The sequence below is a fragment of the Thermogutta sp. genome, assembly GCF_014359955.1.
GTDB lineage: Bacteria > Planctomycetota > Planctomycetia > Pirellulales > Thermoguttaceae > Thermogutta.
Genome location: NZ_JACIYL010000953.1, coordinates 1 through 1,511 on the forward strand (window position 1 = coordinate 1; position 1,511 = coordinate 1,511).

Annotated in this window: 2 protein-coding genes; both read right to left on the reverse strand. The window is 58.1% G+C overall.

All coding sequences use genetic code 11. The annotated features are described in order from the left end of the window. On the reverse strand, positions 1-997 hold a 997-nt coding region (locus H5U08_RS18490), incomplete at its 3' end, for a sulfatase-like hydrolase/transferase (protein ID WP_297036538.1). Positions 998-1,054: 57 nt separating this feature from the next. Further along, a partial coding sequence (locus tag H5U08_RS18495; protein ID WP_297036540.1) for a hypothetical protein occupies positions 1,055-1,511 on the reverse strand: 457 nt, incomplete at its 5' end.

The window sequence follows — 1,511 nt, forward strand, 5'->3', positions numbered from 1 at the left end:
TGGGCACAAGGTCAATATGCATCACCGGTTGGTCATATGTTCTGCCGGCTGGCAATCGGTCCGGCCAGCGAACCAGAAATGGGATGCGGATCCCTCCTTCGTACACTTGACCCTTGCATCCTCGCAGACCGCCGGTGCCCCATTCCGGCCCGCCGTTATCGCCCACAAAGATCACCAGAGTGTTTTGGGCCAAGTCCAATCGATCCAGCGCGTCGAGTACCTGGCCGATGGCATCATCCAGCGCCGCCACCACGGCGTACCGTGCGTCTTTGAAGCGGGCAACGTAGTCCTCCGGAGCTTGGGTCGGCACGTGTCGGGCATTATACGCCAGGTAGAGCAAAAACGGGCGGTCCCGATTCCTTTCCAAAAAGGCGACCGCCTGATCGCTCAGTTCGAACGTGAGGTACTTGATTTCCTGCACAGGATCGTAATTGCGCAAGATGGGATTCTTGCCGACAACTTCTCCCTGTTGCTTCCCAAGCCTGACAGGGCCAACATCCGCCCGGAAATAGTCGTGCCAACCACCTTGAAAGCCGAAGAACTCGTCGAAACCCCAGGTCATAGGGTGGTTCTCCCGCCCAAAGCCCTGATGCCATTTGCCCACGGCCATCGAATAGTACCCCTTGGCCTTGAGGTATTGCGGCATCATCTTTTCAGTGCGGGGGATGACTGGCGAATTGCCCCATCGCTGTGGGTACCGCCCGGTGAGAATCGCCCCGCGAGAAGGCCAACACATGGGGTCGGCCGAGTAGCCTTGGGTCATCCGCAAGCCACCCGCCGCCAAGCGATCGATGTTCGGCGTGGGCACCTTGGCCTGCGGATCGTAGCACCGGACATTCCCCGGCCCCAGATCGTCGGCAACGATCACCAAAATATTGGGCAACGCAGCGGATTCTGCCTGGGCCTCGCACCTCCAGCTCGTAAAAATCCCCAATCCCAAAGCGACCACCATCGCCACGATCATGCGACAGGGCAAGCGGCAGGAATTCGAGAACATTTTCTCAGCTCCATGTTAAGATGCCATTTCCTCCGGAAGGGTCCCATAATCGTCGGGTCATGGTGGACTGCTCCCATCCAGCTTTGATCTGGCCCATTGTCTGTACGTGGCTGCCAGGTCGCCCGGGCTGAGCAGAATCACCCGACGTCCGTTCGGCGGGTCATTGAGAATACGGTCGATCTGTCGCTTGACCACACTGGGGGGAGCTTTACAGCGCACCAGCATGAACAGCGGCACCCCGGATTGGTCCGCCTCTTTCACGGCCCTCCGCAGAGGATCCACCGCGTTTTCATCTCCGTTTTTCTCCGGACCGACAATCGTACACCAGACAGTTTCCGCCTGGTTGGGCAGGATGCCCCACTCGGGCTTCCTTGGTGAACCGAGGTAGCCACTGATAACAAATGGAAAATCAAGTGCCTCGATAAATTTCTTTTTTGCGGGACCGAAGAAATTGAGGATCTGCAGGGCACCGTTACTGAATGCACGGTAACGACGGTAGGTAGTCACCCAGGCC